We start from the raw sequence: 12,833 nt of genomic DNA on the forward strand, positions 1-12,833 counted from the left end.
ATGCTAACGGCGTAGCTAGGTAGCGGCCGACTCATCGCGCCAGTCGTAGAAGTGTCGGGGATTGTCTTGCAGCGCCCGTTGCTGGGTATCGAGCAGTTCACGCATTTCCTCGGCTTGCTCACCCTCGGGATGGTGAGCAAGCCAGCCTTCGAGGTCGCGCATTGCCCGGGGCGAGAGAGGCTCGAAGCTCTTTTGCGTTTCGAGCAGGGTGAGTTTGCGTTCCTCCTGGCGCATCGAGTAGACGAGCGCAGTGCTGGCTACACCCCACAGGGCGATAATGCAGGCAATCATGACGATAATGGCGGTAAGACTCATGATGACTGGCCTCCGACGCTGGTGGCAGGATAGGCGTCTCCCTGGCGGCGACCCATGATCCACATGCAAAGCGGAATCGTCAGCGTCAGGATTATCAAGCCACTGACGGTCTTCCAGGGCGTCGCGGTCAGGTTGCTGTAGAGGAAATAAACCATGATGAAGAGCATGATCGCCGGGATCTCGAAACGAATGATGCTCTCCCAGAATTTAGGCACGTATAGATCGGCACCGCGATTGAGGCTGAGAATGCGCAAGCGATTGGCATCGAACTTCCAGCCAATACTGAGCATGATGATGAAGGTCGCCAACGGCAGTCCCCAGTTGCCCACCACGAAGTCCAGATAGCCGAGGATGGAGGCGTTCATGGCGCTTGGAATGCCCAGCAGCCAGATGATGCCGCAGATGGTCAACACCGCCTTGCCGCGAGAAGTCTTGAGCTCTTCCTTGTAGGTGGTTACACCGACTTCGGTGATGGCGATCGCGGTGGTCAGATTGGCGAAGAAGAAGCCCATGAAGAACAGCAGCGCCCAGATATAACCACCGGACATGTTGCCGAAGGCGCTGGCCAGGGCCACGAAGGCAAGCTCCGCCCCGGAGGTCGGCGAGATACCCATGGCGAAGACGATGGGAAATACAGCAAAGATAGCCAGCAAGCCGAAGCTGGTATTGCCGATGGCGGTGAATATGCCACCGCCCAGGGGAATATCGTCGTCGCGCCCCAGATAGCTGCCATAGGTCAAGGCGATGCCCCAGCCGAGCCCCGTCGAGAACAGTGCCTGTCCCAGTGCGGCGAGCCAGGTTTGACCTCGGGCCAGATACTCCCAGTCCGGCGAGAAGCTGAACTCGAGCCCGGCCATCGCACCCGGCAGGGTCACGCCGCGTATGGCGATGGCGATCAGCGAAACGGTGAGGATGGGCATCATCCATTTGGCCAGGCGTTCGATGCCGCCCTTGATGCCCTTGAGCAGAATGACCGTGACGATCAACATCGCAACGGTATGCATGCCCACGTTCAAGGCAGTATTGCTGCTGAATGCCTGCCATAGGGCGGCGGTATCGAACTGTGTCTGAGTGAAGGAGCCGATTACCGCATGATAGGTGTAATAGATCGACCAGCCGACGATCGAGGAGTAATAGGACATCAACACGATGTTGAAGACCAGGATCACCAGCCCGAAGCCAACGAACTTGTTGTTGCCGTATATCTTGCGGAAAGTGCCGAGCAGCCCTTGGCGTGTATAGCGCCCAAGGCTGGTTTCACCCATCAGGCCGGGCACGGCGATCAAGTAGAGTAGTATGAAATAGGCGATCAGAAAGGCGCCGCCGCCGTTCTCGCCGGTGACATAGGGCATCCGCCAGATGTTGCCGGCACCGACCATGGCCCCGACTACCGCCATCAGGTAGCCGAACCGGCTACCCCATTGTTCTCTTGAAATTGTCGTTGTCATCGCTTGGCTCCATGACGCGTCAGTCAAGTGGGCGACACGCTATCCTCGCGACTCCGTTAAAACGGCGAGGTTGTGACGGAAGCCGCAGTCAATCGAGGGTACTTCCTTGTTCCCGTTATATTTAACGGCGCTTAGCACAATCAGGAAGCGTCTCCCTCCGGGAAATACTTGGTATAAATCTCGTCGTAGGTACCATCTTCTTTTAATTCCGCCAGCGCTTTGTTGAACTTCTCCACGAGCGCTTGATCGCGCTTGCGAAATGCAATGCCGAACCCTTCGCCGAAGTACTTCTCCGGTTCGTTGATGAGCTCTCCGATTATTCGGTACTCGCCGTTACCGTCATCGAGCAGTGCAGCGACTCCCGCGGGATGATCGAGAAAGATCAGGTCCACGCGATCCGACTGCATGTCCATGATCATGTCCGAGGTGGTCGAGTAGCGGTTGATGGCGGCAACGTCACTGAAGGTGTCGGTAACGTAGTTGTCCTGAAGCGTGCCGCGCTGAACGCCGATAGTCTTGCCTTTCAGACCGTCCGAATCGATCTCGTCCAGCTCTGAGTCGCTTTCGCCAAACCAGGCGGAGTAGGGTTTGATGTAGGGGGCGGAAAACAGCACGGTTTCGCGTCGCGAGTCATTGATCGTCATGGACGACATGATGGCGTCGTACTTGCGGGCCAGCAGGGCCGGGATGATCCCGCTCCAACCTTGAACTATCCATTCGCATTCGAGCCCTAGGGATTCGCATAGGGCGTTGCCTAGATCGATGTCGAAGCCGGTGAGTTCGCCGTTAGGCAGGCGATACTCCATGGGAGCCGTGGGGACATCCACGCCGAAGCGCAGCGAGTCGTCAGCCTGGGCGACGCTGGTCAATGACAGCAGCACACCGGCGGTAAAGGTTACGAGTTTGTTGTTCATGGTGATGAAATCCTATGGCTATTGGAATGTTGTTGCCGAAAGACAGCATCCTGCGACGTTGCTTGCACCCTCTTTTGAGTTGGAAAAATTCGCTTCCATGTATGCCAGTCAATGGCAGTACAGATCGAAACTGGCCTCGAGCTTGGTCAGAAAGTTGTCGACGTCTTCCCGCTGTATGGCCAGCGGTGGCTTGATCTTGAGCACGTTGTCGTCCGGGCCGTCGGTGGATAGCAAGACGCCGTTGAGACGCAGGTAGTGGCAGATGCGCTTCGCCGTGGCCTTGTCCGGGGCGAGCGTAGACGGGCCGTCGATGATCTCGACGCCGATGAACAGCCCTTGCCCGCGCACCTGGCCGACCCGGGCAAAGTTTGATGCCAGAGCCTCGAGGCGTGCCTTCAGCTCAGTACCGAGAGTCGCCGCATGGACCTGCAGCCCCCCAGCCTCGATCTCTTCCAGTACCGCGAGGCCGATGGCGCAGGACACGGGGTTGCCGGCGAAGGTATTGAAGTACTCCATGCCGGTGCAAAAGGCGTTGGCGATGGCGCGGGTGGTCACGACGCCGGCGATAGGATGGCCGTTGCCCATAGGCTTGCCCAGAGTGACGATGTCCGGCGTGACGGCGTACTGCTCGAAGGCCCAGAAGCTGCTGCCGGCACGCCCGAAGCCGACCTGCACCTCGTCGGCGATGTAGACGGTGCCGCGCTCTCGCAGAGTCTGGGTGATGCCTTCGATATAGCGACTCGGCCATACCCACTGGCCGCCGACACCAGCGAAGCTCTCGGCGAAGAAGGCCGCGGGGGGCTCCCGGGCAGCGTCGAGGGTCGCCAGCGCGTCTTCCAGGTAGCGCTCGGCGGCAGTGTCGCCGCGATAGCAGCCACGGTAGTTATCCGGGAAGGGCAGCTTGATCACATGATCCGGCGTTCCCTGCCCGCCGGGACCGTCATGCTTGTAGGGGCTGATGTCGATCATGCTCGACAGGTGGCCGTGGTAGGCGTGATCGATCACCGCCACGTCGTGGCGCCGGGTATATTGACGCGCCAGGCGTAGGGCAAGATCGTTGGCCTCGCTGCCGGAGTTGACCAGGAACACCACTTCCAGATGATCCGGCAGGGTCGCGAGCAGGCGCTCGGAGTAGGCGACGATGGTGTCGTGCAGGTAGCGCGTGTTGGTGTTCAGCTCGGCCATCTGTCGGGCGCCGGCCTCGACGACGCGAGGATTGGCGTGGCCGACGTGACAGACGTTGTTGACCAGGTCCAGATAGCGACGGCCATCCTCGGCGATCAGATAGGCCATGTCGCCGCGCAGGATCTTGAGTGGATGGCGATAGGCATGGCTCAGGGTTGGCGAGAGCATCTGACGGCGGGCCTGGAGCAAGGTGCCGATGCTGTTTCGCCCCGCGTAGGATCCGTCCTGACCGGGTGTCAGGGAGTCATCTTCGGCCAGGCAGGCGGCGTCTAGTGCTTGCGCCATGACTTCGGGAGTTAATGTCGCGAAAGCGTGCCATTGGGTCAGAACTTGCTCTTGGGAGATCGCCACGTAAGGATCGTCCCGACCCTCATCGACGGCCTTCAGGTAGTTCAGCCGGCTTAGCAGGATACGTAGTAGTATGAGGCGTGGCAGGCACTCGAGCTCCACCGCCGTCAACGGCCGGACGCTGTGATAGCCCAGGGTGAGCTGCTCGAGGGCCTCCAGGCGGTCGGGACAGCGGTCGGTCAGATACACGGCGGCGACGGCGAGTTCGTTGACGGTGAAGGCGAGGCAAGCATCGCCGAAGTCGATCAGCCCGCTTGGATACTCGCTATCCGGCGCCTTGAGGAACAGGTTGTAGTCGTTGGCATCGTTGTGAATCAACTGAGTGGGCAGCGCTTCCTCGCGCGCCATGACGAACTCGATGCAGGTCGTCATCATTTCACGCATGCCGGGTTCCAGGGCGTTCGCCTCGGGGCGGGCCGGCAGGCGCTTGTATTGAGACAGGTCCCAGTCATGGCACGGCCCCTGGGGCCAATGCATGTCCTGCAGGGCTAGATCCAGGCGGGCCAGGCACTCGCCGGTGGTGAACAGCTGGGCCTCGCTGGGCGCCATACTCTCGGCCCACAGGCTGCCTGGAATAAGGCTCATGAGACGTAGCCGCCACGTCTCGCCGTCGAGGCTGATGGGCACGCTCAGACGGCCCTCGCGGTCGCGGCGGTGGCGCGGGATCTCGATGCCTCCCAGGTCATGCGTCTCCAGCGCCGCCATCAACTCGGCCTCGGCGAGGGTGCCCGTTGCCTGGCTCAGCTTCGCGATCAGCGATTCGCCATCCGCGAGCGTCAGGCGGAAGTTGAGATCCGCGTAGCCATCGAGTCTCTCGAGGGTGCCGGTAAAGCCGTAAGCGCGCTCTATCGCTTGGGCAATCGTGATGGCTTGAGGACTTGATGGCATGAGGGCATCCTTACGAAGGCGTGCTTGGGGCGACTCCAGGAAGCCGCCCTTGTCTGCTCAATCGAACTTGATCCCTTGAGCCAGGGGCAGTTCGCGGGAGTAGTTGACGGTATTGGTCTGGCGACGCATGTAGCTTTTCCACACGTCCGAGCCGGACTCGCGGCCGCCGCCGGTTTCCTTCTCGCCGCCGAAGGCGCCGCCAATCTCCGCGCCGCTGGGGCCGATGTTGACGTTGGCGATACCGCAGTCGCTGCCCACATCCGAGGTGAACATCTCCGCCTCGCGCACGTCGCAGGTGAAGATGCAGGATGACAACCCTTGGGGCACATCGTTATGCACTCTCATCGCCTCATCGAACTCGCGATAGCTCATGACATAGAGGATCGGGGCGAAGGTCTCGCGCTTGACCAGCTCATCCTGCTGTTCGACTTCGACGATAGAGGGGCTGACGTAGTAGCCCTCTGAGCACTGCTCGATCTGTTGGCGTTCGCCACCGAACACCCTGGCACCCTGTTCCTTGGCCTTGCCGAGCACCGACTGCATCTGCTCGAAGGCCTGGCTGTCGATCAGCGGGCCGACCAGATTCCCCTTCATGGGATCGCCGATGGAGACGCCGCTATAGGCCTTCTTGAGGCGTTCGATTACCTCGTCCTTGACGGATTCATGAACGATCAGGCGGCGCAGGCTGGTGCAGCGCTGCCCCGCAGTGCCCACCGCCGAGAACAGGATGGCGCGCACCGCCAGGTCCAGATCGGCGCTGGGCGCCAGGATCATGGCGTTGTTGCCGCCCAGTTCGAGGATGCTGCGACCGAAGCGTGCCGCGACCCGAGGGCCCACGTCGCGACCCATACGGGTGCTGCCGGTGGCGCTGAGCAGCGGGATTCGGGGATCGTCGGCTAGCTTTTCGCCGGCGGCACGATCTCCGACGATCACCTGGCTTAGATTCTCGGGGGCCTCGTCGCCGAATTCAGCCATGGCGCGCTCCAACAGCGCCTGGCAGGCAAGGGCGGTGAGCGGCGTTTTCTCAGAAGGCTTCCAGATCAAACTGTTGCCGCATACCAGTGCCAGGGCGGCGTTCCAGGCCCAGGGTGCCACCGGGAAGTTGAAAGCGGTGATCAGGCCGACCGGGCCGAGCGGATGCCAGGTTTCACGCATGTGATGCCCCGGGCGTTCGGAGGCGATGGTCAGGCCGAACAGTTGCCGCGACTGACCGACTGCCAGATCGCAGATGTCGATCATCTCCTGCACTTCACCCTGGCCCTCCGGCAGGATCTTGCCGCACTCGTGAGAGACCAGAGCGCCCAGGTCGTCCTTGTGGCGGCGTAGCTGCTCGCCGAACAGGCGTACCAGCTCACCGCGTCGCGGTGCCGGCACCCGACGCCACTGTTCGAAAGCCTGCACGGCCTTGGCAATATGCGCATCCACCGCCTCAGCGTCTTCCAGGCGAACCTTGCCGATCACACTGCCGTCGGTCGGTGTGGTCACATCATAGTCGCCCTGCTGGTACTGCTCGGTCGTTACACCGAGACGCTGCATGAGGGAATCGATCATTGTTCCTCCTGGAAATACTGTGAATCGCGAACACTGCCCAGCAGTATCACCAGAGGCATTGACCCGCCTCAAACGACGTTTTATACAGATGTCATTCCTTTTTTTCTTGATCCTGAGGTGAGAAGCATGAATCGTCAGCATCTGCCGTCTTTAACGGCCATGCAGTGCTTCGAGGCAGCAGCGCGGCATCTGAGCTTCACTCGTGCGGCGGCGGAGCTGTGCCTGACCCAGAGCGCGGTGAGCAAGCAGGTGGCACAGCTCGAGTCGATCCTCGAGCAGCGCCTGTTCCGGCGTGTTCGCAAGCGCCTGCAAGTGACGCCGGAAGGCTCGCTGTATCTCACCGATGTGCGCAAGATTCTGGCTCAGGTCGAGATGTCCATGCGCTACATGCAGTCCTATGGCGGTGAGAGCGAGGTGCTCAAGGTAACTACCCTGCCCACCTTCGGCGCCCGTTGGCTGATACCCCGGCTCAATGGATTCCGCTTTCGCCATCCCAAGGTCTATCTCGATATCAGCAACCGTATCGAACCCTTCGACCTGGAGAAGGAGCGCGTCGATGTGGCCTTCTTCTTCGGTCACGGAGCCTGGCCCAGGGCGGAATGCATCAAGCTGCTCGACGAGGAAGTGGTGCCGGTGTGTGCCCCGACGGTGTTGCCGACGCAGCGTTTGAGCGATCCATTGGCGTTGACCAAGTTGGTGTTGCTACAGAGTGCGACGCGCCCCGAAGCCTGGCACGAGTGGTTCGAGGCGCAGGGTTGCTATACCGAACACAGCTACCACGGGCCGCGCTTCGACACCTTCTCCATGGCGCTACGCGCCGCTAGGGCCGGCTGCGGCGTGGCGTTGGTGCCGCGCTTTCTCGCCGAGGAAGAACTCGAGACGGGCCAGTTGATCATCCCCTGGACGTTCGCCCTGAAAAGCTACGATGCGTATTATCTGGCTTATCCCGAGCATATGGGCGAGGTGGCCAAGGTGCGCGGCTTCATCGACTGGATTCTCGAGCATCGTGAGACGGCAGCTGCTCCGTCTCTTGCTGCGAGCGTTTCATGAAGATCATGCACGATTATTGCCAGGCCTCGGGTGCATTGAGTCTCGCATCAAGAAAAAAAGGAATATGTAGCCCGCCTTTTTTCGCTTGAGCCGCTGCCCTCGGGCTGTTCTCATCTTACCTATCTTTGTCATCGGGCAACTCCGCCAGCAAACCCGATACAGTAATGAACCTTCTCAGGAGTACTGCATGACCACGACGTCCTTCGTCTCCAGCGACGAGATTCGCACGCGTTTCTCTCAGGCGTTATCCGCCATGTACCAGGCGGAGGTGCCGCAGTACGGCACGCTGCTGGAGCTTGCCGATCAGGTCAACCAGGAAACACTTGCGGCCAATCCCACCCTCGCCGAGCGCCTTGAATCTGATAGTGAGCTTGATCGGCTGGACGTCGAGCGCCACGGTGCGATCCGCGTCGGCACAGCGGAAGAACTTGCCATGCTGCGCCGCCTGTTCGCGGTGATGGGCATGCAGCCGGTGGGCTATTACGATCTCTCCGAGGCCGGTGTGCCGGTACACGCCACCGCATTTCGCCCCGTCGACGAGGCAGCCCTCAAACGCAACCCCTTTCGTATCTTTACCTCATTGCTGCGCCTGGAGCTGATCGAGAGTGCTGAGCTGCGCGAGCGAGCTTCGGCCATTCTTGCCGAGCGCGACATCTTTACCCCGGGCGCCCGGGAACTGATCGCACTTTACGAGGAACAAGGCGGCCTCAGCGATACGCAGGCGGATCGCTTCGTTGAAGAGGCGCTGGAGACCTTCCGCTGGCATCACGACGCCACCGTGGATCACAAGACCTATCAGGCGCTGCTCGAAGAGCACCGCCTGATCGCCGATGTGGTCTGCTTCCGCGGGCCGCACATCAACCATCTGACGCCACGCACTCTGAACATCGACGAGGTGCAGCGGCGCATGCCGGACGTCGGCATGAATCCCAAGGCGGTGATCGAAGGCCCGCCCCGGCGCAATTGCCCGATCCTGCTGCGTCAGACCAGCTTCAAGGCCCTGGAGGAGCAGGTGCATTTCGACGGCGAGCACCAAGGCACCCATACCGCCCGCTTCGGTGAGATCGAACAGCGCGGTGCGGCGCTGACAGCCAAGGGACGCGCTCTCTATGACCGGCTTTTGGCAACCGCCCGGAAGCAAACCGCGGGCCTTGATAATCGTGCCCATCAGCAGAGGCTGAGTGAGATATTCGCCGAGTTTCCGGACAGCGAAGAGCAACTTCGCCGCGAAGGTCTAGCCTTCTTCGATTACCGGCTCACCGATAAAGGACGTGAGGAAGGGGCCGAATGCGACGAGGACGAAGAACTGGAAACGCTGATCGCCCAAGGGCTGGTCAGCGCCCGGCCGATCACCTACGAAGATTTTCTGCCGGTGAGCGCGGCGGGCATCTTTCAGTCGAACCTGGGGGGGGCAGTCACGAAACCTACGCCGGCAATGCCAACCGGGAGGCCTTCGAGGCAGCGCTGGGTGCTCCTGTGACCGATGAGTTAGCGCTATACGCCGCCCTTGAAAAGGCTTCCGCCGAGCGGGTGCGAGAGTGCCTGGCCGAAGCCTCTAAACTTGAAGTCGATGGATGATCACGCCGCCTGATTGACTGGGGCCAACAAGAATTAGCGAATCGCTGAATAAATCGCCGAGTGAAATGAAGTGCAAGGCGCACGAAGCACAGAAGACGAGACATAACATGGGGTTAGGCGAGTCTTCGAGCACCGCGCAACACAGCAATTCGTTCATGCAGGCATTTATTCAGTGATTCTTTAGCGAGGAGCCAAACAACAATGAACCCCTTCCCCTTGGAAGAGCGCCTGTTCGAGGTATTACGCGACGGTGACTGGCCGAGCCCCGCCCAGGCGTGGCGTCTCGATGAAGTGGGGCTGACGGCGCCGATGCTTGCGGAGCTGTTCGAGTCCCAGGTGCTCAGCCGCCAACTGGACCTGCATGCCCGGCGGCTGCAGGCCCGCGGCGAGGCGTTCTATACCATCGGCAGCTCCGGCCACGAAGGCAACGCGGCGATCGCCGCCGCGTTTCGGGTGACCGACCCAGCGTTCCTGCACTATCGCGACGCGGCTTTTCTGCTCCAGCGCAGCAAGCAGTTGCCCGGGCAGACGCCAATCTACGACATGCTGCTGAGTTTCGCCGCCTCGAGCGAAGACCCGATCTCCGGTGGCCGCCACAAGGTGCTGGGCTCCAAGGCGCTCAACGTGCCGCCCCAGACCAGCACCATCGCCTCGCACCTGCCCAAGGCGGTGGGTGCCGCCCATGGCCTCGGCCTGTGGCGTCGCATACGCGGATCGGGGGAGTGGCCAACGGACAGCGTGGTGCTGTGTAGCTTCGGCGATGCCTCCTTCAACCACTCGACGACCCAAGGGGCGCTCAACGCAGCGGCCTGGGCGGCCTACCAGGGCACGCCGATGCCCCTGGTCATGATCTGCGAGGACAACGGCATCGGCATCTCCACGCCGACCCCCGCCGGCTGGATCGAACGAAGCATGCGCGGGCGCCCCGGCTTTCACTACATCAGTTGCGACGGGCTCGATCTGCTTGATACCTACCGTGCTGCTCGTGAGGCGGAACGCCTGGCGCGACGCCTCAAACAGCCGGTGTTTTTGCACATGCACTGCGTGCGCCTGATGGGCCACGCCGGTTCCGACGCTCAGCAGTCTTATCTCTCGGCGAAGCAGATCAAGGCCGCCGAGGCTCGCGATCCGCTGCTGTACAGCGCCGGCCTGTTGATACGTCATGGCGTGCTCGAACCCGAGACCATTCAGGCGCTTTACCATCATATTGGCGAACGGGTCGCCCAGGTCGCGGAAGTGGCGATTCGCCAGCCCAAGCTGGAAAGCGCCGAGGCGGTGATGGCCTCCATCGTGCCGCCGCATCGCCCCAGCCGTCGTCAGTCCATCGAAAGTGAAGTCGATAAAACGCCGGCGACCATGGCCCGGCTGCTCAGCCAGACCCTGTATCGGCTGATGGCGGAATACCCGCACCTGGTCATGGCCGGGGAGGACATCGGCCGCAAGGGCGGCGTCTACGGCGTGACCCAGCGGCTGCAGGCCAAGTACGGCGCCTATCGCATCATCGATACCCTGCTCGACGAGCAGAGCATTTTAGGGCTGGGCATCGGCCTGGCCCAGAACGGCTTCGTGCCCATCGTCGAGATACAGTTCCTGGCCTATCTGCACAACGCCGAGGACCAGCTGCGCGGCGAGGCCTCCACGCTCAGCTTCTTCTCGAAGGGGCAGTACACTAACCCCATGGTGATACGCATCGCCGGTCTCGGCTATCAGAAGGGCTTCGGCGGGCATTTCCACAACGACAACGCTATCGCCGTGCTGCGCGACATTCCCGGCCTGCTGGTGGCTTGCCCGTCGAACGCCGCAGACGCGGTGGGGCTCTTGCAGGAGGCGGTGCGCCTGGCGGACGAGGAGCAGCGCATCGTGGTGATGCTCGAACCCATCGCCCTGTATCACTGTCGCGATCTCATTGAGGAAGGCGATCAGCGCTGGAGCTTTGCCGATCCCGGCCCGGAATATCATCTGCCCGTGGGTTCGCTGGGCCAGTGGGGCGAGGGGCGCGATCTGGCGATCCTCACCTACGGCAACGGCGTCTATCTCGCGCATCAGGCCCGGGAGCGGCTCGAGGCCCAGGGCATCCAACTTCGCATCATCGATCTGCGCTGGCTGACGGCGCTGGATCACGACGAGATACATCGTCGGGTCAACGACTGCGCCCAGATATTGTGCGTGGACGAATGCCGCCGCAGTGGCTCGCCCAGCGAGGAGGTCATCACCGGCCTGGTGGAGCGAGGCGTGGAGTCTCATCGCCTGCACCGCCTGACCGCCGAGGACAGCTTCATCCCCCTGGGGCCGGCGGCGACGGTCACGCTGCCCTCGGTCGCGGCGATCATCGAGCGTGCGAAAGCCTTGTTCCCAAGCAAACCGCGTCTGAACGGACAACAACAGGAAGCCGGACATGAGTGAGCTGACCCAGCCATCCCCCAAGGAACGCCTGTTGATCGTCTGCCCCGGGCGCGGCACCTACAACCAGGCGGAGTGGGGCACCCTGACCCGCCACGCCACCGGCAGCGAATGGCTTGCGCGCTTCGATGCGCTGCGTCGCGAGCAAGATCAGCCCACCCTCAGCGAACTCGACGGCGAGACCCCGTTCCGTTTGAGCTTGCACGGCCGCGGCGATCACGCCTCGCCGCTGATCTACGCTTGCGCCCTGACGGATGCGCTGGCCATCGACCAGGAGCGTTACGAGATCTGCGCCGTAACCGGCAACTCCATGGGCTGGTACATCGCCCTGGCCCTCGGCGGCGCGCTGTCCCAGAACGACGCCTTCACGCTGATCAACACCATGGGCCACCTGATGCAGACCACCCTCAATGGCGGACAGCTGCTCTATCCCTGGGTCGACGACCAGTGGCGGCCACAGCCCGAGCGCCGCCGGGAACTGCTGGCGTTGATCGAGAAACTGCATGGCCAGGACGGCAGTGAGCTTTATCTTTCCATCGATCTTGGCGGCATGCTGGTATTCGGCGGCAACGAAGCAGGGCTCAAGCGGCTTACCGAGGAGCTACCGCCAATGGAGCGCTTTCCCATGCGCCTGCATCAGCACGCGGCTTTTCACACGCCGATGCAGGAAGGCGTGAAGGCTGAGGCCAGAACGCGCCTGCCGGCGACGCCGTTTCAGGCGCCCGAGGTGCCGTTGATCGACGGCCGCGGCAAGCTCTGGACGCCCTGGAGCACCGATCCGGAAGCACTGTGGGACTATACCCTCGGCGAACAACTGGTAACACCTTACGACTTCACCGCTGCCCTCAAGGTGGGTGTGCGCGAGTTCGCCCCGGACCGCATCGTCATTCCCGGCCCTGGCTCGACCCTCGGCGGCGCCGTTGCCCAGGCGCTGATCCAGCTCAACTGGTGGGGGCTCGACAGCAAGGCGGCGTTTCAGGCCATGCAGCAGGATGACCCAAGACTGATCAGCATGGGGATTGAAGAGCAGCGAGAGTGGTTGGTGGGAAAGAAGTAGTAGATTAGGTATTTCGTATTGAATGGTGGTGTGTTCGTGAGTGAGCGTCTGTTTGTTTGCGACCCAAAGCGGTCATGCTGAAAAAGGCAGCCGGCACCT

Annotated in this window: 8 protein-coding genes and 1 pseudogene; 4 read left to right on the plus strand and 5 right to left on the minus strand. The window is 61.8% G+C overall.

Annotated elements, in window-relative coordinates; all coding sequences use genetic code 11:
* Positions 1–15 precede the first annotated feature (15 nt).
* The 5 genes from H7850_RS10415 to H7850_RS10435 form a co-directional block, all read right to left on the minus strand.
* On the minus strand, positions 16–315 hold the full coding sequence (locus H7850_RS10415; RefSeq protein WP_227369464.1) for a hypothetical protein: 300 nt from the start codon (positions 313–315) through the stop codon (positions 16–18).
* Positions 312–1,763, minus strand: coding sequence for a sodium-dependent transporter (locus tag H7850_RS10420; RefSeq protein ID WP_227369465.1), 1,452 nt, complete (start codon positions 1,761–1,763; stop codon positions 312–314). Before H7850_RS10420 ends, H7850_RS10415 begins: the two co-directional genes overlap by 4 nt.
* 140 nt (positions 1,764–1,903) lie before the next feature.
* The gene (locus H7850_RS10425) at positions 1,904–2,677 is read right to left on the minus strand and encodes a transporter substrate-binding domain-containing protein (RefSeq protein ID WP_227369466.1); all 774 of its coding nucleotides are present in this window, start codon (positions 2,675–2,677) and stop codon (positions 1,904–1,906) included.
* A gap of 108 nt (positions 2,678–2,785) precedes the next feature.
* Positions 2,786–5,098: an aminotransferase class III-fold pyridoxal phosphate-dependent enzyme gene (locus H7850_RS10430; protein ID WP_227369467.1), complete on the minus strand. Its 2,313-nt coding sequence runs from the start codon at positions 5,096–5,098 to the stop codon at positions 2,786–2,788.
* A 57-nt stretch (positions 5,099–5,155) separates the two neighbouring features.
* Positions 5,156–6,649 (minus strand): aldehyde dehydrogenase family protein, encoded by a 1,494-nt coding sequence (locus H7850_RS10435; protein WP_227369468.1) that lies wholly within the window; start codon positions 6,647–6,649, stop codon positions 5,156–5,158.
* 126 nt (positions 6,650–6,775) lie between these two features.
* Between H7850_RS10435 and H7850_RS10440 the strand changes: the two genes are divergently transcribed.
* The 4 genes and pseudogenes from H7850_RS10440 (at position 6,776) to H7850_RS10455 (ending at position 12,734) form a co-directional block, all read left to right on the plus strand.
* Entirely contained in the window at positions 6,776–7,699 is a 924-nt protein-coding gene (locus H7850_RS10440) for a LysR family transcriptional regulator (protein ID WP_227369469.1), read from the plus strand.
* A 187-nt stretch (positions 7,700–7,886) separates the two neighbouring features.
* Positions 7,887–9,277: pseudogene (locus tag H7850_RS10445) on the plus strand (VOC family protein).
* Positions 9,278–9,478: 201 nt separating this feature from the next.
* Positions 9,479–11,680, plus strand: a complete 2,202-nt coding sequence (locus H7850_RS10450; protein ID WP_227369470.1) for a thiamine pyrophosphate-dependent enzyme — start codon at positions 9,479–9,481, stop codon at positions 11,678–11,680.
* Positions 11,673–12,734: an ACP S-malonyltransferase gene (locus H7850_RS10455; protein ID WP_227369471.1), complete on the plus strand. Its 1,062-nt coding sequence runs from the start codon at positions 11,673–11,675 to the stop codon at positions 12,732–12,734. Before H7850_RS10450 ends, H7850_RS10455 begins: the two co-directional genes overlap by 8 nt.
* The last annotated feature ends 99 nt before the right edge of the window (positions 12,735–12,833 follow it).

The sequence above is a fragment of the Halomonas sp. M20 genome (assembly GCF_020622265.1).
In the GTDB taxonomy this organism is placed as follows: Bacteria; Pseudomonadota; Gammaproteobacteria; order Pseudomonadales; family Halomonadaceae; genus Modicisalibacter.